25 protein-coding genes are annotated in these 24,904 nt (G+C 61.5%); 18 read left to right on the top strand and 7 right to left on the bottom strand.

Annotated elements, in window-relative coordinates; all coding sequences use genetic code 11:
- Window positions 1–24 precede the first annotated feature (24 nt).
- Window positions 25–990: a type II secretion system F family protein gene (locus tag BM132_RS21865; RefSeq protein ID WP_092458694.1), complete on the top strand. Its 966-nt coding sequence runs from the start codon at window positions 25–27 to the stop codon at window positions 988–990.
- Between the two features lie 516 nt (window positions 991–1,506).
- Here the strand turns inward: BM132_RS21865 and BM132_RS21870 are convergent.
- The 4 genes from BM132_RS21870 to BM132_RS21885 form a co-directional block, all read right to left on the bottom strand.
- Entirely contained in the window at window positions 1,507–1,776 is a 270-nt protein-coding gene (locus BM132_RS21870) for a DUF3613 domain-containing protein (RefSeq protein ID WP_092400089.1), read from the bottom strand.
- A gap of 22 nt (window positions 1,777–1,798) precedes the next feature.
- Complete coding sequence (locus BM132_RS21875; RefSeq protein WP_092400087.1) at window positions 1,799–2,509, bottom strand: tetratricopeptide repeat protein; 711 nt, start codon at window positions 2,507–2,509, stop codon at window positions 1,799–1,801.
- A 56-nt stretch (window positions 2,510–2,565) separates the two neighbouring features.
- Window positions 2,566–3,789 carry a type II and III secretion system protein family protein gene (locus BM132_RS21880; RefSeq protein ID WP_092458696.1) on the bottom strand — a complete coding sequence of 408 codons (1,224 nt, stop codon included), beginning with the start codon at window positions 3,787–3,789 and terminating at the stop codon, window positions 2,566–2,568.
- A gap of 404 nt (window positions 3,790–4,193) precedes the next feature.
- Window positions 4,194–4,832 carry a LysE family translocator gene (locus BM132_RS21885; protein WP_092400083.1) on the bottom strand — a complete coding sequence of 213 codons (639 nt, stop codon included), beginning with the start codon at window positions 4,830–4,832 and terminating at the stop codon, window positions 4,194–4,196.
- A gap of 163 nt (window positions 4,833–4,995) precedes the next feature.
- Between BM132_RS21885 and BM132_RS21890 the strand changes: the two genes are divergently transcribed.
- A complete protein-coding gene (locus BM132_RS21890) occupies window positions 4,996–5,952 on the top strand; it encodes a LysR family transcriptional regulator (protein ID WP_092458698.1) in 957 nt (318 codons plus the stop codon).
- Window positions 5,953–5,982: 30 nt separating this feature from the next.
- Here BM132_RS21890 and BM132_RS21895 read toward each other — a convergent pair whose 3' ends face one another.
- Both BM132_RS21895 and BM132_RS21900 read right to left on the bottom strand, forming a co-directional pair.
- Entirely contained in the window at window positions 5,983–6,390 is a 408-nt protein-coding gene (locus BM132_RS21895) for a PA2817 family protein (protein WP_047228173.1), read from the bottom strand.
- A gap of 88 nt (window positions 6,391–6,478) precedes the next feature.
- Window positions 6,479–8,926: an acyl-CoA dehydrogenase gene (locus tag BM132_RS21900; RefSeq protein WP_092458700.1), complete on the bottom strand. Its 2,448-nt coding sequence runs from the start codon at window positions 8,924–8,926 to the stop codon at window positions 6,479–6,481.
- Window positions 8,927–9,320: 394 nt separating this feature from the next.
- On the opposite strand from BM132_RS21900, the gene BM132_RS21905 reads away from it, so the two are divergent.
- From BM132_RS21905 to BM132_RS21920, 4 genes are all read left to right on the top strand, one after another.
- The gene (locus BM132_RS21905; protein ID WP_092458702.1) at window positions 9,321–9,980 is read left to right on the top strand and encodes a transglutaminase-like domain-containing protein; all 660 of its coding nucleotides are present in this window, start codon (window positions 9,321–9,323) and stop codon (window positions 9,978–9,980) included.
- Window positions 9,981–10,025: 45 nt separating this feature from the next.
- Window positions 10,026–10,649 carry a glutathione S-transferase family protein gene (locus BM132_RS21910; RefSeq protein ID WP_092458704.1) on the top strand — a complete coding sequence of 208 codons (624 nt, stop codon included), beginning with the start codon at window positions 10,026–10,028 and terminating at the stop codon, window positions 10,647–10,649.
- Window positions 10,650–10,782: 133 nt separating this feature from the next.
- A complete protein-coding gene (locus BM132_RS21915; RefSeq protein ID WP_092458706.1) occupies window positions 10,783–11,715 on the top strand; it encodes an ABC transporter ATP-binding protein in 933 nt (310 codons plus the stop codon).
- Window positions 11,712–12,491: an ABC transporter permease gene (locus BM132_RS21920; RefSeq protein WP_092458708.1), complete on the top strand. Its 780-nt coding sequence runs from the start codon at window positions 11,712–11,714 to the stop codon at window positions 12,489–12,491. Before BM132_RS21915 ends, BM132_RS21920 begins: the two co-directional genes overlap by 4 nt.
- A gap of 101 nt (window positions 12,492–12,592) precedes the next feature.
- Here the strand turns inward: BM132_RS21920 and BM132_RS21925 are convergent, their stop codons facing one another.
- Window positions 12,593–13,108, bottom strand: a complete 516-nt coding sequence (locus BM132_RS21925) for a DUF2062 domain-containing protein (RefSeq protein ID WP_092458710.1) — start codon at window positions 13,106–13,108, stop codon at window positions 12,593–12,595.
- A 145-nt stretch (window positions 13,109–13,253) separates the two neighbouring features.
- Between BM132_RS21925 and BM132_RS21930 the strand changes: the two genes are divergently transcribed.
- The 12 genes from BM132_RS21930 to BM132_RS21985 all read left to right on the top strand — a co-directional run bounded on the left by BM132_RS21930 (window position 13,254) and on the right by BM132_RS21985 (window position 24,736).
- Window positions 13,254–15,500 (top strand): DNA internalization-related competence protein ComEC/Rec2, encoded by a 2,247-nt coding sequence (locus BM132_RS21930; protein ID WP_092458712.1) that lies wholly within the window; start codon window positions 13,254–13,256, stop codon window positions 15,498–15,500.
- A gap of 96 nt (window positions 15,501–15,596) precedes the next feature.
- Complete coding sequence (locus BM132_RS21935) at window positions 15,597–16,232, top strand: MotA/TolQ/ExbB proton channel family protein (RefSeq protein ID WP_177193368.1); 636 nt, start codon at window positions 15,597–15,599, stop codon at window positions 16,230–16,232.
- Window positions 16,229–16,657, top strand: coding sequence for an ExbD/TolR family protein (locus BM132_RS21940; RefSeq protein WP_047228182.1), 429 nt, complete (start codon window positions 16,229–16,231; stop codon window positions 16,655–16,657). Before BM132_RS21935 ends, BM132_RS21940 begins: the two co-directional genes overlap by 4 nt.
- Complete coding sequence (gene lpxK, locus BM132_RS21945) at window positions 16,657–17,667, top strand: tetraacyldisaccharide 4'-kinase (protein ID WP_092400065.1); 1,011 nt, start codon at window positions 16,657–16,659, stop codon at window positions 17,665–17,667. The genes BM132_RS21940 and lpxK overlap by 1 nt, the downstream gene beginning before the upstream one ends.
- Window positions 17,668–17,689: 22 nt before the next feature.
- Complete coding sequence (locus BM132_RS21950) at window positions 17,690–17,875, top strand: Trm112 family protein (protein ID WP_003179363.1); 186 nt, start codon at window positions 17,690–17,692, stop codon at window positions 17,873–17,875.
- Complete coding sequence (gene kdsB, locus BM132_RS21955) at window positions 17,872–18,636, top strand: 3-deoxy-manno-octulosonate cytidylyltransferase (protein WP_092458714.1); 765 nt, start codon at window positions 17,872–17,874, stop codon at window positions 18,634–18,636. The genes BM132_RS21950 and kdsB overlap by 4 nt, the downstream gene beginning before the upstream one ends.
- Window positions 18,636–19,100, top strand: coding sequence for a low molecular weight protein-tyrosine-phosphatase (locus BM132_RS21960; RefSeq protein WP_092400061.1), 465 nt, complete (start codon window positions 18,636–18,638; stop codon window positions 19,098–19,100). The genes kdsB and BM132_RS21960 overlap by 1 nt, the downstream gene beginning before the upstream one ends.
- On the top strand, window positions 19,097–20,116 hold the full coding sequence (murB, locus tag BM132_RS21965; protein WP_092458716.1) for a UDP-N-acetylmuramate dehydrogenase: 1,020 nt from the start codon (window positions 19,097–19,099) through the stop codon (window positions 20,114–20,116). The genes BM132_RS21960 and murB overlap by 4 nt, the downstream gene beginning before the upstream one ends.
- Before the next feature lie 254 nt (window positions 20,117–20,370).
- Window positions 20,371–20,841, top strand: a complete 471-nt coding sequence (locus BM132_RS21970; RefSeq protein WP_047228187.1) for a (2Fe-2S)-binding protein — start codon at window positions 20,371–20,373, stop codon at window positions 20,839–20,841.
- A complete protein-coding gene (locus BM132_RS21975; protein ID WP_092458718.1) occupies window positions 20,838–23,153 on the top strand; it encodes a xanthine dehydrogenase family protein molybdopterin-binding subunit in 2,316 nt (771 codons plus the stop codon). The genes BM132_RS21970 and BM132_RS21975 overlap by 4 nt, the downstream gene beginning before the upstream one ends.
- The gene (locus tag BM132_RS21980; protein ID WP_092458720.1) at window positions 23,153–24,124 is read left to right on the top strand and encodes an XdhC family protein; all 972 of its coding nucleotides are present in this window, start codon (window positions 23,153–23,155) and stop codon (window positions 24,122–24,124) included. The genes BM132_RS21975 and BM132_RS21980 overlap by 1 nt, the downstream gene beginning before the upstream one ends.
- A gap of 21 nt (window positions 24,125–24,145) precedes the next feature.
- Complete coding sequence (locus BM132_RS21985) at window positions 24,146–24,736, top strand: nucleotidyltransferase family protein (protein ID WP_092458722.1); 591 nt, start codon at window positions 24,146–24,148, stop codon at window positions 24,734–24,736.
- The last annotated feature ends 168 nt before the right edge of the window (window positions 24,737–24,904 follow it).

Genomic DNA, 24,904 nt, shown 5'->3' on the forward strand with positions numbered 1-24,904 from the left:
CCCTCGCGGCGAGAGGTATCAGTCATGGATTTTCTGCTCGGGTTGTTCAGTCGGTTTACCGGAAGCGAAGAAATGGCACGGCTGTTGTTCATCGCCGTGATCGGCCTCAGTACGGTACTGGCGGTCGTCGCCATGATCCTGCTGATGCTCGGCCTGCAGGATCCGGTGCAACGGCGTCTGGCGCTGATCAAACGGGGGTATTCCGGCAGTGCGCAAGGGCAGGAGGCGCCAGGTAACCTGCAACTCTTGCTGGAGCGGGTCGGCCAGCGTTTCGCCGCGACTGACCCGACCCAGGCCAGCGCTACCCTGACCCTGCTCACCCACGCCGGCTACCGTTCCGCGTCGGCGGTGCAGATGTATTGGGCCGTGCGCCTGATGCTGCCGTTACTGCTGCTTGGCGTTACGTTACTGCTGCTGCCGCTGATCAAGGTGTCCTTGATTGTCGGTTTGCTGGTGGCGACCTTGATGGCGGGTATTGGATGGTTGCTGCCGGCGCTGTACGTCGGCAAGCGCAAGCAGGCGCGACAAGCGCGGCTGCGGGCGGCATTTCCCGATGCGCTGGACCTGATGGTGGTGTGCGTCGAGTCAGGCCTGGCCCTGCCCACCACCATAGAACGGGTGGCGGAAGAGATGTCGGTCAGCCAGGTTGAGCTGGCCGAAGAGCTGGCCTTGGTGAACGCGCAGATCCGCGCAGGTATCACCAGCACCGACGCGCTCAAGCAACTGGCCCTGCGCACCGGTCTGGAGGATATCCAGGGCCTGGTCAGCCTGTTGGCCCAGAGCATCCGCTTCGGTACCAGCGTGGCCGACACCCTGCGTATCTACGCCGATGAGTTCCGTGACCGGCGCACCCAGGCGGCCGAGGAAATGGGGGCCAAGATCGGCACCAAGCTGATCTTTCCGCTGATCTTCTGCCTCTGGCCAAGCTTCTTCCTGGTCGCCATCGGCCCGGCCATGATCGGCGTGTTCAGGGCCTTTGGAAATATGTAGAGGGACATACGGTCCCGGTTGTACAAGCCTGTGGCGAGGGAGCTTGCTCCCGCTCGAGCAGCGCAGCGGCCCCGGTTTGCGGTTGCTGCGCACCCGAGCGGGAGCAAGCTCCCTTGCCACGATAGTGACAGCCTGAAAGCCAACACTCAGACAGGCACGCAAGGGTTATCACCTGACAGTCAACACCCCGCCGGGCACACAAAGATCCTCACCTGAACGTCCATACCCAACCGAATACCAACCCGTGGCGAGGGGATTGATCCCTGTTGGGACGCGTGGCGGTCCTGAAAACCGGAATACGGAGTACCCCCCATTGGCCGGACCCGCGCATGACTCAGTTGAGTGGGGATTTGCTGGAGGGCTGAGCAACCCCGCGGGGATAGATCCCTTCGCCACAACCAGGCGCGTTCAGCTTGATGCAAGGCAGAACAAAAGATCGCAGCCTTCGAAAAGCCCTACACCGGATCGGATGTAGGCATTGTCGAAGGCTGCGATCTTTTGTTTTTCCACTGTGTTTCAGTTGCTGCTGGTGATTTCCCCACCCGAGTCCTGTTCGAAGAATTCCGGGATCGGGTAATTGAAACTATTGAGCCAGCGCTGCATGGCCAATTCCCGTTCGGTGGCCGAGGCGGTTTGCAGGTGGGTTGAGGCCACCACCCCGCGAATCTGCAGCTGCATCCAGCTTTCCGTGCCCTGTTGCGCAGCCGAAGAGGGGCCTGGTTCAATGGCCCAGGCGGTGGTGGACAGGCAAGTCATGCACACGATCAACAGTTGTCTGGTTTTCATCTCTTGGACTCCTCGTAAGGCTCTACTTGACCGCATCGGATGAGGCGTCGGCTACATCGCTCAAACGGTTCACGGGAGATGTCGCCCCGATAGGGGCCGAACCTCTGATTTTTTCCGCCCGGGCTTGAGCATCCGCCACTTGTTTGGGGCTCAGGTTGGCCATGTTTGCCAGTTCGGCTGCCTGCTTCCAGTTGTCCTGGTAAATCAGCAGCGTCACCATGTTGAAGGCGGCCAGTGAGTCTGACTGTCTGAGCTCCATGGCGGTCATGAACTCGAAGCGGGCTTCGGGGATCCGTCGCTGATTGAGATAGACAACCCCCAGGTCATTGCGGATTTTCCCTTCGGTGGGGGACATTTTCACAGCGCGCTCAAGGTGTTCAGTGGCGCCAGCATGATCCTGTCTGGCGGCAGCCAACTGGCCGAGGCCATGCTCGCCATCGGCGGCCAGGCAAGTGCCGAGCAGGCTCTGGTACAACGGCTCTGCCTCGTTCCGTCCCATCAGGCGCAGCACGCGCGCCTTGCGCAGACGGACCTGGACCAGATCTTGCGGCAGCCCTTCGAGGTTCGCCAAGCTTGCATACAAACGTCCGTCATTGGCCATGTCATCAGCCAGGTTCAGCGCCAGTTCCTGATCGGAGCCGGGCTTGGCGCAACTGGTCGGGCGTGAAGCCACGCCGTTGCTGGCGCAGCCGACCAGCAGCACCGTTGCAGCTATCGCGATCACCGCTTTCATTGAATGCCCCCTCGTATCAGGTTGAACACGTGGACGACTGCACTTCAGGCGCCGGCTCATTGGGACAGCCCGTTACGGTTGTCGAACTCGCCGTTTTCAAGGAAGTACATGCGGTAGAAGTTCGGGTCGTAATTGCGCAGCTGTTCGCCCGGCAACGTCGGCAGTTGTGCGTCGGCGGCCAACGGTTGGACCAGATGCGGCGTGACGATCATCAGCAGCTCGCGTTCTTCGCGATTGATGGAATTATCGCGAAAGAACGCACCGAGAATCGGAACATCACCCAGCCCCGGTAATTTGTTCACCTGAGAGGCATTGCGCGTGCTGATCAGGCCGCTGATGACAAAGCTTTCGCCATCGGCCAGGGCAATACTGGTATCGGTACGGCGGACGGTGAGCGCCGGAACCAGTGTGCCGGCGATGTTCACCGCGTTGGTGAAATCCAGCTCACTGACTTCCGGTGCGACCTTGAGCATGATGCGGTTGGTTCCGACGACGGTGGGCGTCAAGGTCAGACGGATACCGAATTCCTTGTACTCGATGGACACGTTGTCGCTGCCGGCACTGGGCACCGGGATCGGCACTTCGCCGCCGGCCAGGAAGCTCGCGCTCTGCCCGCTCAGGGCCACCAGGCTCGGCCGCGCCAGGGTGTAGGCAAAGCCACTGCCTTCCAGCGCATTGATCATCAGCAGGGTTTGTCCGGTGGCAAAGGACAGGTTGAACATGTCGTTGTTGACCGGCAATGAAGGCCGCACCACGCCACCGATGGTGGGCAGGGTTCTCGGCGCGCCGAACAGGAAGTTGCCACGGCTGCCGAAAATAGAGGTCGAAGCTTCCTTGAGCTTGGTCCGACTGACTTCGACGAAACGGATGTCGGTCTGCACCTGGGCGAGCAGCATAGGGTCTTCGGAGGGCACGCTCGCTGCGCTGGTCAGTGCCGCAGTGGCTCTGCCTTTGACGAAAATCATGCTCTGGCGCGGGTTTTTCGAGCAGGCCGTCCAGACCATCAGGCTGGTAGCGCCGGGCGCCAGGCCTGTAAGAATAAAGGCGTCGCTACCGCTGGGTTGCACGTCGGCAATTTTCGGGTCACCCACCGCCAGTTTCGTCACGGGGGCCAGGATACGCAATTCATTCTGAAGCCCTTGGCCAACCTCGAAGGTCGCTGGCAAATTGTCCAACTGAGAACAGTTTGCCGTTGCGGCCTGGGCCGCTTCCAGGCCAAGGCCGATCCAGAACAGGCCATGCATCAATTGCTTTAACGCGGGCGGGGTACGATAGCTCATGAAGTGATCCTCGACAGAGAGGCCGTCCCTAGGCTTAACAAATGCCTCGGATCACTTAAGGGGCCCGGGCTGCCCCTTGTATTGCACCAGACCATTGAGTGGCGGCGGTGACCGCCTCGTCGCTACAAGCGAGCGCATCCCACCGGCCTGACTGAATGGCAGGCAGCTTTCGAAAAAACTTTTTGAGCCCCGCGATAGCGGGGTGACGAGCAGGGTGACCGGTGTTGATCGGGTCGCCCTAGGGGTGATTTATTCACCGCCGTGCCCGCTTCTTTTTGAAGGTAGTTCATGCATGGCAAAGCGCCACGCCATAAACGAAAAAAACGACTAAAAAGTGACGGGAGGGAAATTCTCGGTAAAGTCTCCGTCAATAATTTGTCTTTTGTTTGATTTTGAGGGCGTGTTTACAGGGACAGGATCAACCGTCCGGCAAAAAGAATCAGGATGACGCCCATGCTCCGTTCGAACCAATGTCCCATGCGCATAAACACTTCCCGCACTCGGGCGCTGGAAAAAAACAACGCGACGAGGACAAACCACAGTGCATTCACCAGGCACATCCAGAGCCCGTACAACGCCTGGATCTGCAGCGGTGTGGTGGTGCTGATCAGCGTGGTGAAGATGGCCAGGAAAAACAGCGTGGCTTTCGGGTTGGTGGCGTTGGTCAGAAACCCGGTGACAAACGCTTTGAATGGCGTTTGCCCAGTAGTGTCTTGATCGTTGCTGTGTACGCCTTCAAGCGTGGATTTGGGTTGGCTGCGCAGCAGGCTGACCCCCAGGTAAAGAATGTAGGCACCCCCCACCACCTTGGCGACCATCAGCAACCAGGGGAAGGTGTGCATCAGCGCACCTACGCCGAGCAAGGTGTAGATCACATGTACCGAGATGCCGGCGCCTATGCCCAGCGCTGTGCAGATCCCGATCCAGCGGCCAAAACGGACGCTTTGGCGGATCGTCACGGCGAAATCAGGGCCGGGTGCGACCACCGCAAGAAAGTGGACGGTGGCCAGGGCCAGGAATTCGCCAAGGTAGCTCGATAGCATTTCAACTCCGAACGGTCAGGGCGCGGCATCGCGGCGATGACCGATAAAAAAAGAGAAAAGGCTCAGGCGCGGATATTCCATACCCGCATCGGAATGTGTGCGGGATTATAAGTTGTGTGGGAATGGGTGATAATCCGTTGAAATTTCATAGAGCTTTTGCGCCATGAGCACAAATCAATCACTGGCCTTGCTCGCCGAAATGGCCATTTTCGTCAAGGTCGTGGAGACCGGCAGTTTCTCCGAAGCGGCCAGGCAGTCAGGCTTGTCCCCGTCGGCTGTCAGCCGAAGCATCTCGCGTCTGGAAAAAGCCTTGGCCACCCGCTTGCTGCAACGCACCACGCGCAAGCTGCGCTTGAGCGATGGCGGGGAGGAAGTGTTCAAGCGTTGTCGGGAGATGGTCGCCGCCGCCCGCTCGGTGATGGAAATCAGCGGCCAGTTCACCCATGAAGCCGAGGGGCGGATCCGGGTCAGCGTGCCCAAGGCGGTGGGGCGCTTTGTCATTCATCCCCACATACCCGAATTCTTGCGTCGTTACCCCAAGGTCGATGTGGAGTTACTGCTGGAGGATCGGCAGGTCGATCTGATCGACGATCATGTTGACCTGGCTCTGCGGATCACCGACCAGCCGCCGGTCGGGCTGGTGGGACGTCAGTTGTTGACCATTGACCACCTGCTCTGCGCCACGCCGCGCTACCTGGCCGAACACGGCATCCCCGAGCATCCCCATGACCTGTTGGAGCACAGCTGCATCTACCTGGGAGAAACCCCACACGACGCTCGCTGGAAATTCAGGAAAGGCACCCGGTCCGTCCACGTGGGTGTGCGTGGACGCTATGCCGCCAATCATACGGGCGTGCGGCTGGAGGCTGTCTTGCAGCACATTGGCATCGGCAGCTTGCCGTACTTCACCGCCCGTCATGCGCTGGAGCAAGGGTTGATCGTACAGGTGCTGGCGGATTGGACGTTCCTGGCCTCCTACCAGGGTGGGTTGTGGCTGCTGCATTCGCCTACCCGCTACCTGCCGCCGAAGTTGCGGGTGTTCATTGATTATCTGGTGGAGTGCCTGGCGAAAGAGCCCACTTTGAACAAGGCGGGCCACAAAAAAGGCCCGCCGGATTAACCGTGCGGGCCTTGGCATGACTGATCGCAATCAGTGCTTGCTGTCCTGATCCGACATCGCCAGCAATTGCTTTTCCTGGTTCCAGTCGAAGGGTTCGTCGTTTTGTTCGGCTTCGAAACGACGTTCTTCCAGAGCCTGGTACAAGGCGATTTCTTCGTCGGGCATGTAATGCAGGCAGTCACCGGCGAAGTACCACAGCAGGTCACGAGGCACCAGGTGGGCGATCTGTGGATAACGCACGATCACCTGGCACATCAGGTCCTGGCCCAGGTACTGGCTTTCGATCGGATCAACGGGCAACTGCGCGCGCAATTCGTCGAAGCGCTCCAGAAACAGGGCATGGCTTTCTTCGGGAACCTGGTCTGCCTCACCCACGGCGACCAGGATGCTGCGCAAGTGGTCAAGCAAGACAAGGTGATCGGCAACGACGTTGGACACGAGATAAGTCCTCAAGAGCAAAACGGGCGCAGGAGTATAAAGCGCTTGCGCCCGTTTTTACATGGCACAGAGCACAGGGTCGCCAGGATCAACGGACCTTGTCCTCGGCGAGCGTGAGTTCCTCCTTGTCGAAATCATCCACGTCGATCACTTTACGTCGGGCCGCTTCGGCCTCGCGCAGGGTCTGGGCCTCGCCGGCCTGTAGCACGCCAGCTTCGAGGGCCGCGTCGATGACCTGTTCGCCAGGGGCGGGGGTCAGCTGACCCTGTTTGAGCGCACCGTGCAGTTTCTTGTGCAGCGGATGAGCCGCGACCAGCAGGTCGCACGCGTGCTGCAGTGCACCCACCGGATCGTCGACCGATTGCGGGCGATAGCAACCCTGCAGCAGCTCCTCGAGGGTCGGATCGCCCTTGCCCCGACCGATCACCGCGGCCACTTCTGCGTCCAGCCTGTCGCTCGGACCTTTGTGGCGGCGGCCGAAGGGGAATACCACCCCGCGCAACAGACCACCCAGCACCCGGTTCGGGAAGTTGTCCAGCAGTTCGTCCAGGGCCCGCTCAGCCTGGCCCAGGCTTTCTTCCATGGCCCAGGTGAACAGCGGTTCCATGTGGTCCGGCGAGTCCAGGTCGTGGTAGCGCTTGAGCGCGGCCGAGGCGAGGTAGAGGTTGCTCAATACATCCCCAAGGCGCGCCGACAAGCGTTCGCGACGTTTGAGTTCGCCGCCCAGCAGCATCATGCTCAGGTCCGCCAGCAGCGCGAATGCCGCCGCCTGCCGGTTGAGGGCGCGGAAATAACCCTGGCTCAAGGCGTTGCCGGGGGCTCTTTCGAAACGCCCCAGGCCCAGGTTCAGCACCAGGGTGCTGGCGGCGTTGCTGATGGCAAAACCGATGTGTTTGAGCAACAACCCGTCGAATTCGATCAGAGCCTGGTCTTTGTCTTGTCGCGTGGCCAAGGCCATTTCCTTGAGCACGAAAGGGTGGCAGCGAATCGCACCCTGGCCGAAGATCATCAGGTTACGTGACAGGATATTCGCGCCTTCGACCGTGATGAAGATCGGTGCACCTTGCCAACTACGCCCCAGGTAGTTATTGGGCCCCATGATGATGCCCTTGCCGCCATGCACGTCCATGGCGTGGCTGATGCATTCGCGACCGCGCTCGGTCAGGTGGTATTTGAGGATCGCCGACAGCACCGAAGGTTTTTCTCCCAGATCCACCGCGTTGGCGGTCAGCATACGGGCGGCGTCCATCATCCAGGCGTTGCCACCGATACGGGCCATGGCCTCCTGAATACCTTCGAAGGCCGACAATGGCACGTTGAACTGCTCGCGTACCTGGCTGTACTGGCCGGTCACCAGGCTGGTGAACTTCGCCGCCCCGGTACCCACCGCCGGGAGGGAAATCGACCGGCCGACCGACAGGCAGTTCATCAGCATCATCCAGCCCTTGCCGAGCATGGGCTGGCCGCCGATGAGAAAGTCCAGCGGGATGAACACGTCCTTGCCCCAGTTCGGTCCGTTCATGAAAGCGGCGCCAAGGGGCAGGTGACGACGGCCGATATTGACGCCAGGGGTGTCGGTGGGGATCAGCGCGAGGCTGATGCCCAGGTCCTCTTCATCCCCCAGCAGGTGATCGGGGTCATAGGCCTTGAAGGCCAGGCCGAGGAGGGTGGCTACCGGTCCGAGGGTGATGTAGCGCTTTTCCCAGTTCAGGCGCAGGCCCACCGTTTCCTGACCTTGCCATTGGCCCTTGCAGATGATGCCGGTGTCGGGCATCGCCCCGGCGTCGGAGCCAGCCAGCGGCCCGGTCAGGGCGAAGCAGGGAATATCGTCGCCACGAGCCAGCCGTGGCAGGTAGTGGTTGCGTTGCTCGTCGGTGCCGTAGTGCAGCAGCAGTTCGGCCGGGCCGAGGGAGTTGGGGACCATCACGGTGGAAGCCAGATCGCCGCTACGGGTGGCCAGTTTCATCGCCACCTGGGAGTGGGCATAGGCGGAGAAGCCCTTGCCTCCATATTCCTTGGGGATGATGAGCGCGAAGAACCCGTGCTCCTTGATGTGTGCCCAGGCGGCGGGTGGCAGGTCCATGGCCTGACCGATCTGCCAGTCGCTGACCATGGCGCAGAGCTCTTCGGTGGGGCCGTCGAGGAAAGCCTGTTCCTCCTCGGTCAGTTGCACCTTCGGGTAGGCCAGCAGCGTATCCCAGTCCGGCCGGCCACTGAACAGTTCACCGTCCCACCACACCGTACCGGCGTCGATGGCGTCGCGCTCGGTTTCTGACATGGGAGGCAGGGTCTTCTGGAACCAGTTGAACATCGGCGCGCTGAAATACTTGCGGCGCAGGTCCGGCAGCAGCAGTGGGGCCGCGACGGCGGCGAGCACGACCCAGAAGATCAGCATCAGCCAACCGGGAGCGGGGCTGAAGAGGTTCATGGCCAGCAGGTAGACCGCGATGATGCCCAGCGCGGGCAGCGGGGCGGTGCGCCGATGCGCCAGCCAGGCTTTCCCGACGACCAGAACCAGTATCCACAACAACAGCATAAGTAATCCTCCGTGAACCAGGGCAAAACCGACCCTCAGAGCTTAGACGGCATCTGCAAAACCGGCGGTCGGCGCGATGTGATTGATTTCGTGGGAAACCCTGGATGCATTGCGCCAGTCTGGTTGGCAACAGCCGTGGGAAATCGTTCGTTAACAAAGTGAGAAAGCGCCATTGTTTGGCCGGAATGCCGTTATCGCTGGGGGAGGGCTGTGGATAAACTCGTGGCAAGCTCTCCTGTAGGAGCTGCCGAAGGCTGGGGCCGCGTTCGGACGATTTTTTGATTCTTGATCTGTCGGTCTTTCGCTCAGGATTCAATTGTCTGGGGAAAGATCGCAGCCTCGTTGCACTCGACAGCTCCTACCGACGGTGATGTTTCTCCAGAGGCCTCCATTTATGCAGCAATACCTGAACCCCGGCCGCTTCATCGACAGCGATCACCCTGCGGTCATTGAGTTCGCCGAAACCCACCGTGGCACCGATGGCGACCCGCTGGCCCAGGCGGTCAGTCTGTATTACGCCGTGCGCGAGGCGGTACGGTACAACCCCTACACCTTCAGTCGCGATCCTGCCACCTTGCGGGGCAGTTATGCATTGCTCAGCGGCGAAAGCTATTGCGTGCCCAAGGCGACCTTACTGGCCGCCGGCGCCCGTCATTGTGGTATCCCGGCGCGCATCGGTCTGGCGGATGTGCGCAATCACTTGTCCACACCGCGCCTGCTGGAATTGCTCAAGAGTGATGTGTTCGCCATGCACGGTTATACCGAGCTCTACCTGAACGAGCGCTGGGTCAAGGCCACGCCGGCCTTCAATCAAGGTTTGTGTGAGTTGTTCGATGTGGCACCCCTGGAATTCGATGGCCTCCAAGACAGCGTTTTCCACCCGTTCAATCGCCAGGGCGCCAAGCTGATGGAGTACGTCACCGACCACGGCCAATTCGCCGATGTGCCCGAAGCGTTCTTCTTCCAGCACCTGGAAAAATGCTACCCGCACCTGTTCGGCGAGCAACTGCCGCCCCTGCTTGGCGACATGCAGGGCGATTTGAGTCGCGGCTGATCCGGCGTATGCTGCTGCGGCATTTATCCATCGGAGCAAGCCGTGATGCTGAAGATCTGGGGTCGGAAAAACTCATCGAATGTGCGCAAGGCGCTGTGGTGCGCCGAGGAACTGGGGCTGGCCTACGAGGCTATCGACGCCGGGGGGGCGTTCGGCGTGGTGGACACGCCCGAGTATCGCGCCAAGAACCCCAACGGCCGTGTTCCGATGATCGAAGATGACGGTTTCGTGCTTTGGGAGTCCAACACCATCGTGCGTTATCTGGCGTCTTGCCATGCTCCGGGTTCGGCCTGGTATCCGGCCGATCCCCAGGCTCGGGCCCGGGCTGAAAAATGGATGGACTGGACCACTTCCTCGTTTGCCGATCCGTTTCGCACCGTATTCTGGGGCGTCTTGCGCACTCCCGCCGAGCAGCAGGACTGGGCGGCCATCCATGTGGCGATCAAGGTCTGCGATGGCTTGTTGGCGATGGCAGACCAGACGTTGAGCGAGCAACCCTACCTCTCGGGGGATGAAATCGGCATGGGCGATATTCCCTTGGGCAGTTTCATTTATGCCTGGTTCGAGATGCCCATCGAGCGGGCTGCGCTGCCTCATCTGCAGGCCTGGTACGCCCGGCTGCAGCAGCGTCCGGCCTATCGCAAGGCGGTCATGACCGCGTTGACTTAATACTTACTATCGACACGCTTGACTGTACTTGTGCGGCGACGCCACGCACCATTGCCTTCGTGCGCCGTGGTTGTATTGCTCGCCGTGCGCCCTTATCTAATTGTTTCTTCCCCTTCTTGGTGCGTAATCCGATATGAGTTCCGCTCTGTCCATCCGGCAGCTAACCAAAACCTACGGCAACGGTTTCCAGGCCTTGAGTGGTATCGATCTGGACGTCGCCGAAGGTGATTTTTTCGCTTTGCTCGGTCCCAACGGTGCCGGCAAGTCCACCACCATCGGCATTCTTTCCACCCTGGTGAACAAAACCAGCGGCACGGTGAATATCTTCGGTCATGACCTGGACCGTGAGCCCGCTGCGCTCAAGCGCTGCATCGGCGTGGTGCCCCAGGAATTCAATTTCAACCAGTTCGAAAAGACCTTCGACATCGTCGTGACCCAGGCGGGTTACTACGGTATCCCGCCGAAGATCGCCAATGAGCGCGCCGAGAAGTATCTGACGCAATTGGGTTTGTGGGACAAGCGCGATATGCCGTCCCGTTCCTTGTCCGGCGGCATGAAACGGCGCCTGATGATTGCCCGTGCCCTGGTCCATGAACCGCGCCTGCTGATTCTTGACGAGCCGACCGCGGGCGTCGACATCGAGCTGCGTCGGTCGATGTGGACCTTTCTGACCGAGCTGAACCAGAAAGGCATCACCATCATCCTCACTACCCATTACCTGGAAGAGGCCGAGCAGCTGTGCCGCAACATCGGCATCATCGACCACGGCACCATCGTCGAGAACACCAGCATGCGACAGTTGCTCAGCCAACTGCATGTGGAGACGTTCCTGCTGGACCTGAAGAACGATCTGAAGACCGCGCCGCAACTGATCGGCTATCCGGCCCGGCTGGTGGACCATCACACACTGGAAGTCCAGGTGGATAAAGCCGTCGGTATTACCGGCTTGTTCTCCCAACTGGCGCTGCAAAACATTGAAGTGCAGAGCCTGCGCAACAAAACCAATCGCCTCGAGGAGTTGTTCGTGTCTCTGGTGGAGAAAAATCTGGCGAAGGTGGCGGTATGAGTTCCGAACTGCGACCCAACCTCATCGCCCTCAATACCATCGTTTATCGCGAAGTCCGCCGTTTCATGCGGATCTGGCCGCAGACCCTGCTGCCGCCGGCCATCACCATGGTTTTGTACTTCGTGATTTTCGGCAACCTGATCGGTCGGCAGATCGGCGACATGGGTGGCTTCACGTACATGGACTACATCGTACCGGGACTGATCATGATGTCGGTGATCACCAACTCCTACGGTAACGTGGTCTCGAGTTTCTTCGGCAGCAAGTTCCAGCGCTCGATCGAGGAACTGATGGTCTCGCCGGTTTCGCCCCATACGATCCTGATCGGCTACACCTTGGGCGGCGTACTGCGCGGGTTGGCGGTGGGCTTGATCGTGACCTTGTTGTCACTGTTCTTCACCGATCTGCAAGTGCACCATTTGGGCGTGACGATATTGGTGGTGGTGCTCACCGCCACGATCTTTTCGCTGCTGGGGTTCATCAATGCCGTGTTTGCGCGCAACTTCGATGACATTTCCATCATCCCGACGTTCGTGCTCACGCCACTGACTTACCTGGGCGGAGTGTTCTACTCGATCTCCCTGCTGCCACCGTTCTGGCAGACCGTGTCCTTGGCCAACCCGGTGTTGCACATGGTCAACGCGTTTCGCTACGGCATTCTCGGGGTTTCGGACATCAAGATCAGCATCGCCATCACCTTCATGCTGGTGGCAACCCTAGTGCTTTATGTGGGGTGCGCGCGGTTACTGGTCAGTGGGCGGGGGATGCGGACCTGATCCAGCAGGTGTGTTGATTGATATGCCGCTATCGCGAGCAGGCTCGCTCCCACATTGAAGCGCAAAAAAAGGCCTCCATTCAGTGGAGGCCTTTTGGTATCTCACATCCGGCTTTTCTTGCGCCGTTTCCATTGCCGCGCCACCCACCAGCGCCAATAGATCATGGTCATGAAATAGGCCAGGGCGCCGAGCACCAGGCCCGTCACCACCGACCCCAGCAGAAACGGCCGCCACAAGGTAGACAACTGGTTGGTGATCCATTCCCAGGTCAGCTCATCCGGCAACGTGCGGGCAGGCACATCCATCAACCAGGCCCCGGTCTGGTAGGTGCAGAAAAACACGGCGGGCATGGTGATGGGGTTGGTCAGCCAAACCAAGCTCACCGCAATCGGTATGTTGCCGCGCACCGTGATGGCCAGCGCCGCGGCCAGCAGCATCTGCAAAGGAATCGGCAAAAAGGCCGCGAACAGACCAACGGCCATGGCGCGTGCCACTGAATGTCGGTTGAGGTGCCAAAGGTTGGGGTCGTGCAGCAAGGAACCGAGAAAACGTAAGGACTTATGTTCCCGAATACTCGCTGGGTCAGGCATGTAACGTTTGAAAAGGCGCCGGGGCATAAGGCTTCTCGGTCGGTTCAAAGCGGTGAGGCCGCAAGTATGTCCGCATTCTACGGCGGACTGATTCAGACTTTGTGACAATTGTTAACGCGCACCGTGCCGTAGACCGACTATGCCTGAAGAGAAGACTCTCAAGGACAGGCTTATGCGCACAGGGATGGTCGCGCTTGCACTCGGGCTGCTGACCCCGGTTTTTTGCCCGGCGCTGCCGCCGCTGTGGCTGATTGCGGTCATGCCCGTGCTGGCGCTGATGGTTTTGCCGTTTCGAACTCATCCGCTGGGTTTCTTCCTGATTGGGCTGGCTTGGGCCTGTCTGTCGGCGCAACTGGCCCTGGACGACCGGTTGTCTGCCGCACTGGACGGAGAAACCCGCTGGGTCGAAGGGCGTGTCGTCGGTTTGCCGCAATATAACGAGGGTGTGGTGCGCTTCGAACTGGCCGATGCCCATTCTCGCCGCACACGGCTGCCGTCGTCGATGCGTCTGGCCTGGTTCGGTGGACCGCCTGTGAGCAGCGGCGAACGTTGGCGACTGGCGGTGAAGCTCAAACGCCCCACCGGACTACTGAACCCCCATGGCTTCGATTACCAGGCCTGGCTGTTGAGCCGGGGCATCGGCGCGACTGGCACGGTCAAGGACGGTCATCTCCGGCAACCTGCCCAAGGTGCCTGGCGCGACGGCGTGCGTCAGGCGCTGGCGCAAGTCGATGCCCAGGGCCGTTCCGGGGCGCTGGCGGCATTGGTTCTGGGGGATGGCGCCGGGCTGAGTCGTGATGACTGGCAAGTACTGCAGGACACCGGTACGGTCCATCTGCTGGTGATCTCCGGGCAGCACATCGGTCTGCTTGCCGCACTGGTGTACCTGCTGGTGGCAGGTGCGGCGCGCTATGGCATGTGGCCGGCGCGTCTGCCGTGGTTGCCCTGGGCCTGCGCGTTGGCCTTTGTCGCGGCCCTGGGCTACGGTTTGCTCGCTGGCTTCGAAGTACCGGTGCGGCGCGCCTGCACGATGATCGGCCTGGTGCTGCTGTGGCGTTTGCGTTACCGGCATCCGGACCCCTGGTGGGCGTGGCTGCTGGCTTTTAATGGGGTGCTGGTGTTCGATCCATTGGCCAGTCTGCGGCCGGGGTTCTGGCTGTCGTTCGCCGCGGTGGCGATCCTGATGTTTACTTTCGGCGCACGCTTGGGCCCCTGGCGCTGGTGGCAAACCTGGACCCGTGCTCAATGGCTGGTGGCAGTCGGACTGTGCCCGATACTGTTGATATTGGGTTTGCCGATCAGCCTCAGCGGCCCTTTGGTGAACCTGGTGGCGGTGCCCTGGGTCAGCTTGCTGGTGTTGCCGCCGGCGCTGCTCGGTACGGCATTGCTGCCGGTGCCGTTCGTGGGTGAAGGGCTGCTTTGGATCGCCGGCGGGTTGCTCGATCTGCTATTCAAGGGGTTGGCGCTGGTGGCCGGGCGAATACCGGCATGGGTGCCTGCGGCTATCCCCGTATGGGCATGGTGCATGGCCGCTCTTGGGGCTTTATTACTGTTGCTGCCCAAAGGCGTGCCGCTGCGGGTACTGGGCTGGCCCATGTTGCTGCTGGTGGTTTTTCCTCCGCGCGAGGAAGTGCCCCCGGGGCACGCCGAAATCTGGCAACTGGACGTGGGCCAAGGGTTGGCGGTATTGGTACGCACCCGTCGCCATGCCTTGCTTTACGACGCGGGGCCGCGCTTTGGCGAGGCCGACGCGGGTGAGCGCGTCGTGCTGCCCACCTTGCGCAAGCTGGGCGTAACCGGGTTGGACCTGATGCTGCTCAGCCATGCCGACGCCGATCACGCCGGAGGCGCCCAAGCGGTGCGCAACGGGTTGCCAACGGTCCGGGTGGTCAGTGGAGACCCGGCCGCGTTGCCTGCCACTTTGCAGGCAGATGCGTGCGACAGTGGTGCGCGCTGGGAGTGGGACGGGGTCAGGTTCGAGCTGTGGCAATGGTCATCCGCCCTTGAAAGCAACCAGCGATCCTGCGTTCTGCTGGTCGAGGCGGGCGGTGAGCGGTTGTTGCTCACCGGAGACATCGATAGCCATGCCGAGCGCGCGTTGCTCGACGGGCCTCTGGCGGTGCCGGTCCAGTGGCTGGCGGCGCCCCATCACGGTAGCCGCAGTTCATCGTCGATGTTGCTGCTGTCACGGCTCAAACCCCATTCGGTGTTGATCTCCCGGGGCCAGGGCAATGCGTTCGGTCATCCTCATCCGCGGGTCATGGCTCGCTATCGCCGCTTGGGCATGGCGATCTACGACAGTGCCGAACAGGGTGCCATTCGTCTGCAACTGGGGGCCTTCGAACCACCGCACCTGCAGGCCGGCCAACGGCGCTACTGGCGCGACCCGCCGTCTGCGGGACCATGGCCGCAACCTTGACCCGGGTCATCTTCCATGACGGTGTAATCGGCGGGGCGGGTCTGCAAGGTGCGTCTGTATGATAAAGTGGCGCACTTTTTCGAGGGGGCTGTCACTGTGTGGGAATTGGTCAAATCCGGCGGCTGGATGATGTTGCCGATCATTCTGAGTTCCATCGTGGCACTGGCAATTGTTGCCGAACGCCTGTGGACCCTACGGGCCAGCCGGGTGACCCCGGAGCATTTGCTCGGTCAGGTCTGGGTCTGGATCAAGGACAAGAAACTGAACAAGGACCGGCTCAAGGAGCTGCGGGCCAGTTCACCGTTAGGTGAAATCCTCGCCGCGGGCTTGGCAAACTCCAAGCATGGTCGCGAGATCATGAAGGAATGCATCGAAGAAGCCGCCGCCCGGGTCATCCATGAGCTGGAACGCTACATCAATGCCCTGGGCACCATTGCCGCCATGGCCCCGTTGCTGGGCCTGCTGGGCACGGTGCTGGGCATGATCGACATTTTCAGTTCGTTCACCGGCGCAGGCATGACCGCCAATGCCTCGGTGCTGGCAGGGGGGATTTCCAAGGCCTTGATCACCACGGCCGCCGGGTTGATGGTGGGGATTCCTTCGGTGTTTTTCCATCGCTTCCTGCAACGGCGCATCGATGAGTTGGTGGTGGGCATGGAGCAGGAAGCCATCAAGCTGGTCGAGGTGGTGCAAGGCGACCGTGACGTGGACCTGGCCGAGGGCAAGAAGTGAAATTCCGCCGCAAACCACGGGAAACCGTCGAGATCAACCTCGCGTCGCTGATTGACGTGGTGTTCATCCTGCTGCTGTTTTTCGTCGTGACCACTACCTTCACCCGGGAAACCCAGCTCAAGGTGGAGCTGCCGGAAGCGGTCAGCGGCTCGCCTGCCGAAGACCAGCAACTCAAGAACCTGGAAGTCACGATCAGTGCCGAAGGGACGTTTTCGGTGAACAATCAGTTGCTGCCCAAGAGCGACCTGGCGAGCCTGATCGATGCGCTGCAGAAGGAGTCCGGCGGCGACACCAGCCTGCCGCTGTCCATCAGCGCCGACGGCAAGACCCCTCATCAATCCGTCATCACCGCCATGGACGCGGCCGGCAAGCTCGGCTTCAGCCATCTGCGCATGACCACCGTCGAGGCGGCGCCGGCACCCTGATGGCCATGTCTGATCGATTGCTTGCCGCCTGGTACGAAGGTCACCCGGCCCTGACGCTGTTGCGGCCACTGGAGTGGTTGTACCGGCGGGTGGTGATGGGTAAACGCGAGCGTTTTCTGGCGGGCGAGGGTGAGATTTACCAACCGCCTGTGCCGCTGGTGGTCGTGGGGAACATCACGGTGGGTGGCACCGGCAAGACCCCATTGATCCTGTGGATGATCCAGCATTGCCAGCGCCGTGGCCTGCGGGTCGGCGTGGTGAGCCGGGGTTATGGCGCCAAACCACCCCATTTGCCCTGGCGAGTCGAAGCCGGGCAGGGCGCCGACGTCGCCGGTGATGAGCCACTGCTGATTGTCCAGCGCAGCGGCGTGCCATTGATGATCGATCCGGATCGTAGTCGAGCGGTGCGGGCGCTGCTGGAGACTCAACCGCTGGACCTGATCCTGTCCGACGACGGCATGCAACATTACCGCCTGGCGCGGGATCTTGAGCTGGTGCTGATCGACAACGCCCGGGGCTTGGGCAACCGGCGTTGTCTGCCTGCCGGTCCGCTGCGGGAGCCCGTGGAGCGTCTGCAAACGGTCGATGCCGTGCTGTACAACGGCGCCAGCGCCGACCGCGAAGACGGCTATGCCTTCGAGTTGCGTCCCACAGCCCTGGTGAACCTGGCCAGCGGTGAACGACGGCCACTCGACCATTTTCCGCCCGGCCAGGCCCTGCATGCCGTGGCCGGCATCGGCAATCCCCGGCGTTTCTTCAAGACCCTCGAAACGCTACACTGGCGACCTATACCGCACGGGTTTGCCGATCACGCCCAATACAGCGCCCAGGCATTGAGTTTCACGCCATCGCTGCCGGTGGTCATGACGGAAAAGGACGCGGTCAAATGCCGTGCCTTTGCCGCCCCCGACTGGTGGTACCTGGCGGTGGACGCCGCGCCGTCGCCAGCTTTCGCGGACTGGTTCGACACCCAGTTGATGCGCCTTTTGCCGGACCGGCTTTTGCCCTAAAACATTTATCCAGGGAAATATCATGGACACCAAACTGCTCGACATTCTGGCCTGCCCGGTCTGCAAAGGCCCGCTCAAACTCAGCGCCGACAAAACCGAGCTGATCAGTAAAGGCGCCGGCCTGGCCTATCCGATTCGCGATGGCATCCCGGTGATGCTCGAAAGCGAGGCCCGTACCCTGACCACCGACGAGCGCTTGGATAAATGACCGCAGCCTTTACCGTTGTCATTCCGTCGCGCTTTGCCTCGACGCGCCTGCCCGGCAAGCCGTTGCTGTTGATCGCCGGCAAGCCGATGATCCAGCACGTATGGGAACAGGCTTGCAAAAGCAGCGCCCAGCGCGTGGTAGTGGCGACCGACGATGCGCGCATCGTGGAGGCGTGCAAGGGTTTTGGCGCCGAAGTGGTGCTGACGCGCGAGGATCACAACTCCGGGACTGACCGTCTGGCCGAAGTCGCCGCCAAGTTGGCCCTGGAACCCGACGCCATCGTGGTCAATGTGCAGGGCGATGAACCGTTGATCCCGCCCAGTGTGATCGATCAGGTTGCAAACAATCTGGCAGTCCATCCCGAAGCGCGCATGGCCACCCTGGCCGAGCCGATCGAGGATGTGCAAACCCTGTTCAACCCCAACGTGGTCAAGGTCGTCAGCGATCTCAATGGCCTGGCGCTGACCTTCAGCCGCGCCACCTTGCCCTGGGCGCGTGATGCATTCGCGCAAAGTCGCGACGCGATGCCGGACGGCGTGCCGTACCGCCGTCACATCGGCATCTACGCTTACCGCGCCGGTTTCCTTCAGGACTTCGTCGCCTGGGGCCCGTGCTGGCTGGAAAACACCGAATCCCTGGAGCAATTGCGTGCCCTGTGGCACGGCGTGCGAATCCACGTCGCCGATGCGCTGATTGCTCCGCCGACCGGCGTCGACACCGTGGAAGACCTCGAGCGCGTTCGTCGCCTGCTGGAGGCCTGATGCGGGTTCTGTTTGTCTGCCTCGGCAACATCTGCCGATCACCCACCGCCGAAGGCATCCTGCGGCACAAGCTGCGCGAGGCCGGGCTGGCCGAGCAGGTGGAAGTCGCCTCCGCCGGCACCGGTGACTGGCACGTCGGCAAGGCCCCGGACAAGCGCAGCCAGGCTGCGGCCCTGCGACGCGGCTATGACCTGTCGGCCCAGCGTGCCCGCCAAGTCAGCCGGGCCGATTTCGCCACTTACGACCTGATCCTGGCGATGGACGGCAGCAACCTGCGCAATCTAAAAGCCCTGCAACCGAGCAATGGCAGGGCCGAACTGGATCTGTTCCTGCGCCGCTACGAGGCTGAACTCGATGACGTGCCGGACCCGTACTACGACGGTGAACAGGGTTTCGAGCAAGTGCTGGACCTGATCGAGCGAGCCACGGACCGCCTGGTGATCGAATTGAAGGGCCGGCTATGACCTTCCAGGTGCGGGCCGGCGTCAGTCTCAAGCCGTTCAACAGCTTTGGCGTGGACGTCAGCGCCCGGTTATTCGCCGAAGCTCACAACGATGCAGATGTTCGCGAGGCGCTGGCCTATGCCAGCGCCAATGAAGTGCCGTTGCTGGTGATCGGTGGCGGCAGCAACCTGCTGCTGACTGGTGATATCGACGCGCTGGTGTTGCGCATGGCCAGCCAAGGGATTCGTCTGCTCAGCGATGAGGGCGAGCGGGTGTTGATCGAAGCCGAAGCAGGCGAACCGTGGCACCCCTTCGTCCAGTACACGCTGGCCCAAGGCTGGTCGGGGCTGGAAAACCTCAGCCTGATCCCGGGTACGGTGGGGGCTGCACCGATGCAAAACATCGGTGCCTACGGCGTGGAGATCAAGGATGTGTTCGCCGGCCTCACCGCCCTGGATCGGCAAACCGGTGAGCAGCGCGATTTCACCCTCGAAGAATGCCGCTTCGCCTACCGCGACAGCCTGTTCAAGCAGCAAGCGGGTCGCTGGCTGATCCTGCGGGTGCGCTTTGCCCTCAGTCGCGCCGCGCATCTGCATCTGGAGTACGGTCCGGTCCGCCAGCGGTTGACCGAACTGGGCATCGAGCAGGCGACTCCCTCGGATGTCAGCCGGGCCATCTGCAGCATTCGCAGTGAAAAGCTCCCGGACCCGGCCGTGCTGGGCAATGCCGGCAGTTTCTTCAAGAACCCGCTGGTGCCGGCTTCGCATGTCGCGCAACTCAAGCTGCAATACCCGGATCTGGTGGCTTATCCACAACCCGAAGGGCAGATGAAAATCGCCGCCGGTTGGCTGATCGAGCGCGCCGGTTGGAAGGGCTTTCGCGAAGGCGACGCCGGGGTGCATAAGTTGCAGGCCTTGGTGCTGGTCAACTACGGCTGCGCCACCGGTGCGCAATTGCTGGATCTGGCCCAGCGTATCCAGAAAGACATTGCCGAACGTTTTCAGGTCGATCTGGAAATGGAGCCCAATCGGTACTGAACCTGGCTTTCCCGAGCGCCCTGCACACTTCGCACAAGGATCATTTGTGCAGGATTGTGCAGGGCGTTTTGCTTAATCCTGGGTTAATTTAGTGGGCTAACGATGCGACCATCGCATTATTGAAGGCCCGGTGCAGACGCTTGCGTGTTTGCACAAGAGAGCCCGATTAGCCTGAGTCAGTCTGCGCCAACCGAACCGTTGCCCAAACGGCAGATTGCTCGACCCCATCACTCGATCACTGTGCGGGCGTGCCCATGATTACCCTGAAACTCAATGGAAAAGATCACCAACTGGATGTGACCGAGGACATGCCGCTGCTGTGGGCGATCCGGGATGTGGCCGGTTACAACGGCACCAAATTCGGCTGCGGCATGGGCCTGTGCGGCGCCTGTACCATTCACATCGACGGCGCCCCGGCGCGCAGTTGCATCACCCCGATCGGCTCGGTGAAAGGCCAGAATGTCACCACCATCGATGCCCTGCACGTCGACCCGGTCGGGCAAATTGTCCAGAAGGCCTGGCTCGATACCGCCGTAGCCCAGTGCGGCTACTGCCAGGGCGGGCAGATCATGTCCGCGACCGCCTTGCTTAAGACCAATCCCAACCCGAGCGATGAGCAGATCGAAGAGGCCATGGTTGGCAACATCTGCCGCTGCGGCACTTATAACCGGATCAAGACGGCGATCCGCCAGGCTTCCACCCATCTGAAGGAGGCCAAGGCATGAGCCGCTTGCCCAATGATTTTGTGCTGAGCAACCTCAGCCGGCGTGGTTTCCTCAAAGGCGCAAGCGCCACTGGTGTGTTGGTGCTGGCCGCCAGTTGGGGCCTGCCGGACGCCTTTGCCGAGGACAAGAAGTTCGGCGGCGAGGGCATGCCCAATGGTGTGATCGACGACCCGAAGGTGTACGTGAGCATCGCCGCCGATGGCAGCGTGACAGTGATCTGCAACCGTTCGGAAATGGGCCAGGGTGTGCGGACTAGCCTGACCATGGTGGTGGCCGATGAACTGGACGCTGACTGGGCGCAGGTCAAGGTGCAGCAGGCACCGGCTGATGAGGTGCGCTTCGGCAACCAGGACACCGACGGTTCGCGCAGCATGCGCCACTGGTACGAGCCAATGCGTCGTTGCGGGGCCGCCGCCCGGACCATGCTGGAACTGGCCGCCGCTGCCCAGTGGAATGTCCCGGCGAACGAGTGTCGTGCCCAATTGCACAAAGTCGTGCACCAGCCTTCCGGTCGGGAGCTGGGCTACGGTGCGTTGGCCGCCGCGGCCAGTGCCTTGCCAGTTCCCGCCCGTGACAGCCTGCGCCTCAAGCAGCCTTCGGAGTTTCGCTACATCGGCAAGGAATCGAGCCGGGCCATCGATGGCGAAGACGTCGTCAACGGTCGTGCCGTGTTCGGGGCTGATGTACATTTCGATGGCATGCTCTATGCCGTCGTGGCTCGCCCGCCCGTCTATGGTGGCAAGGTCAAGAGCGTGGACAGCAGCGCGGCGCTGAAAGTACCGGGCGTGGTCAAGGTGCTGCAGATCGAAGGACGTCCGCTGCCCTCCGAGTTCCAGCCGCTGGGCGGCGTGGCGGTCGTGGCGAAAAACACCTGGGCGGCGATCAAGGGCCGCGAAGCGCTGAAAATCGAGTGGGATGACGGCCCGAATGCCGGTTATGACTCCGTCGCCTATCGCCAGGAACTGGAAGCCGCTGCTCTCAAGCCCGGGAAAGTCCTGCGCAGCACGGGTGACCTCGACGACGCGTTGGCCAAGGCCGACGCGACCCTGGAAGCGTCCTATTACCTGCCGCACCTGTCTCAGTCGCCGATGGAGCCCATGGTTGCTGTCGCCCGGTTCAAGGATGGCCAATGTGAAGCCTGGGCACCGAGCCAGGCCCCGCAGGTCACCCGTGAACGCGTCGCCGAACGATTGGGGATCCCTTTCGACAAGGTTACGGTACACATCACGCTGCTGGGTGGCGGTTTCGGGCGTAAGTCCAAGCCCGATTTTGTCCTCGAGGCGGCTGTGTTGGCCAAGGAGTTTCCAGGCCAGGCGGTACGGGTGCAATGGACCCGCGAAGATGACATTCATCATTCGTATTTCCACACCGTATCGGCCGAATACCTCAAGGCTGGCCTGAACCAGGACGGGATGCCGTCCGGCTGGCTGCATCGCACCGTAGCCCCGACCATTACCGCACTGTTTGCGCCGGGCATGATCCACGAAGCGCCGTTCGAAGTGGGCATGGGCGTGACCAATATGGCCTACGCGATTCCCAACATGCGCCTGGAGAACCCTGAAGCGGTGGCCCATACGAGGGTTGGCTGGTACCGCTCGGTATCGAACATTCCCCATGGTTTTGCGATTCAGAGTTTCATCGACGAATTGGCCCACAAGGCCGGCCAGGATCCACTGGCGTATCACGTCAAATTGCTTGGCCCGGACCGTAAGATCGATCCGCGCACCTTGAATGAAGAATGGAACTACGGCGAATCCCCCGAGCGTTATCCCATCGATACGGCGCGGATCCGCACCGTGCTGGAAACCGCCGCCAAGGCCGCCGGTTGGGGCCGCAAACTGCCCAAGGGCCGTGGCCTGGGGCTGGCGGTGCATTACAGCTTCGTCACCTACGTGGCAGCAGCGCTTGAGGTGGAGGTCAAGGACGATGGTACGTTGATCGTGCACAAGGCCGACATTGCCGTGGACTGCGGCCCGCAGATCAACCCCGAGCGTATCCGCTCCCAGTTCGAAGGCGCCTGCGTCATGGGCCTGGGCAATGCGGTGGTGGGAGAGATCAGCTTCAAGGACGGCAAGGTCCAGCAAGACAACTTCCACATGTACGAAGTGGCGCGCATGTCCCTGGCACCCAAGGAGGTCGCAGTGCACTTGGTCACGCCGCCGGGCGAGGTGCCGTTGGGTGGGGTGGGTGAGCCGGGTGTGCCGCCGATTGCACCGGCGCTGTGCAACGCGATTTTCGCCGCCACCGGCAAGCGCATTCGCGAGCTGCCCGTGCGTTATCAGTTGCAGGGCTGGCAGCAGGCTAAAGCCTGATGGACAGCGTTGATCTGAATGTCCTGCGCAGCGTGCTTGAGTGGCGTCGCGCCGGGCAACGGGTGGTGTTGTTCACCGTGGTCCAGACCTGGGGCACGGCACCCAGGCCTCCGGGGGCGATGCTGGCCCTGCGCGAGGACGGCGTGGTGATTGGCTCGGTATCGGGCGGTTGTGTCGAGGATGACCTGATCGCCCGGCTGCATGACGGGCGTATTCCAGCGGACGGTCCACCCGTGCAGCTCATCACCTATGGCGTGACTCGTGAGGAGGCGGCGCGCTTCGGCCTGCCGTGTGGCGGTACCTTGCGCCTGAGCGAAGAACGGGTCGGCGATCCGCAATGGGTGGCGCAACTGCTGGAACGCTGCGAAGGCCATGAGATTGTCGCCCGTGAGCTGACCGTCGCCACAGGCGAAGTGCTGCTGACGCCCGCCAGCAAAACCGACGCATTGGTATTCGACGGCCAAGTCCTGCGGGCCATCTACGGCCCGCGCTGGCGGCTGCTGTTGATCGGCGCGGGGCAACTGTCGCGTTATGTGGCAGAAATGGCCCGATTGCTGGATTTCGAGGTGTTGATCTGCGATCCGCGCAAGGAATTTGTCTACGGTTGGGAAGAGCAGCATGGCCGCTTCGTTTCCGGCATGCCCGACGAAGCGGTGTTGAGCATCCAGACCGACGAGCGCACCGCCATTGTCGCCCTGACCCATGATCCACGGTTGGACGACATGGCGTTGCTCACGGCCCTGGACTCCAAGGCGTTTTATGTCGGGGCCCTGGGCTCTCGGGTGAACAGCCAGAAGCGCCGGGATAACCTGGCTCAGCTAGGCTTGTCTGCACAGGCTATCGAACGGCTGCATGGGCCGATCGGTTTGCACATCGGCAGCCATACGCCGGCGGAAATTGCCTTGTCGTTGCTGGCTGAAATCGTGGCGATCAAGAATGGCGTCGAGTTGCGTCAGAAAAAGCCGCTGTAATCGGCGGGCGAGGAGGCGGGGATGTCTGAGTCGATTGGCGTGATCATTCTCGCGGCAGGATCGGGCAGCCGTTTCCGTAAGGTTGCCGGCCAGGACAAAGATAAGCTGCTGGCCGATTGCACGGGGCGTGACGGCGCTGTCCGGTCAGTGATCGAGCAGGTGCTGGTGAATTTACCTGCCGCCCTGGAAAAACGCCTGCTGGTGACGAGCAAGGATCGTCCGCAGGCTATTCGCATGGCCCAGGCCTATGGCTGCGATTTCGTGGAGCTGGACTCGCCCGGTTTGGGGGACAGCATTGCCGCTGGCGTCCAGGCTTGCCCGGACCTTGATGGTTGGCTGATCGTGCTGGGTGATATGCCGTTCATCCTGCCGTCGAGCATCGAGCAGGTGGTGGCGCAGATCAGCGAGGATGGCATCAGTGTGCCCGTATTGGCAGGTGAGTATGGACATCCGGTTGGATTCGGGCGCTCGTTCGGGCCGAAGTTGATGGCGTTGACCGGAGATCGCGGCGCCAGGACGCTGTTTGCCGGGACGCATGTGGCTGAGGTCACCGTGGATGATCCTGGTGTGCTTTGGGATGTGGACGTACCAGAAGCACTGATCTTCAAATAACGGCCGACGCGGATCCCTGTGGGAGCGGGCTTGCTCGCGAAAGCATTGGGTCAGCTTGCATCGATGTTGACTGTGCTACCGCATTCGCGAGTAAGCCCGCTCCCATAGAATCCCAACACTTATGTGGATAAGTCTGAAGACATAAAAAAGCCCCGCCTGGTATCACAA

This window comes from Pseudomonas sp. NFACC45 (genome assembly GCF_900113505.1).
GTDB classification, from domain to species: domain Bacteria; phylum Pseudomonadota; class Gammaproteobacteria; order Pseudomonadales; family Pseudomonadaceae; genus Aquipseudomonas; species Aquipseudomonas tehranensis.